Source organism: Campylobacter concisus (genome assembly GCF_002165815.1).
Taxonomy (GTDB): domain Bacteria; phylum Campylobacterota; class Campylobacteria; order Campylobacterales; family Campylobacteraceae; genus Campylobacter_A; species Campylobacter_A concisus_BH.
The window spans coordinates 1-549 of record NZ_NDYN01000032.1; the positions used below are offsets into that span (position 1 = coordinate 1).

The window sequence follows — 549 nt, forward strand, 5'->3', positions numbered from 1 at the left end:
GCCATGGTTTAAAAGATAGATAGTCTGTTTGACCTAGAGAATTTGGTTTAGGGTTATAGTATAGTGGTTTATAGTTTTTATATGGGGATGAGTCTAGGATTGCACGGGCTTCAAGAACCATCTGAGACTTTTCTTCTAAACGTGCCGTATTATTTTTTGCATTTTTGGAAGCTATTAAATTTGTTTTTTTGTCAAATTCTATCTTATCTCCATTCGGAGCTATAACCGTATATGTATTAGTGTTATCCATTGGATTTCCTTTATCTTGTAATTTTCCTTTACTTATTACTGCTACTACTGCGACTGCTAAGATAGCTAAAGTTATAAATACGATCTTCTTCATATCTTATCCTATGTATAGACCATCTTCCATTACTATGGTGGTAGCTAAACGACCGATTAGACGAGGAGGGATTGTCTTTCCATTGAAATTTCCATCTTTAGAATCATTTTCTTTACACCCCACATATATACCCTTTATGTTATTGTTACCAATAGTATCAAGAGCTTCCACTAGATCTCTTGAGAGGTTACGATGAGTATTGTCAT

At 34.2% G+C, this 549-nt stretch carries 2 pseudogenes; both read right to left on the reverse strand.

Features of this window, described 5'->3' with window-relative positions:
- A pseudogene (locus B9N65_RS10795) lies at nt 1–343 on the reverse strand (thioredoxin reductase); the annotation flags it as partial.
- 3 nt (nt 344–346) lie between these two features.
- Nucleotides 347–549 (reverse strand): annotated as a pseudogene (locus tag B9N65_RS11165) (hypothetical protein); the annotation flags it as partial.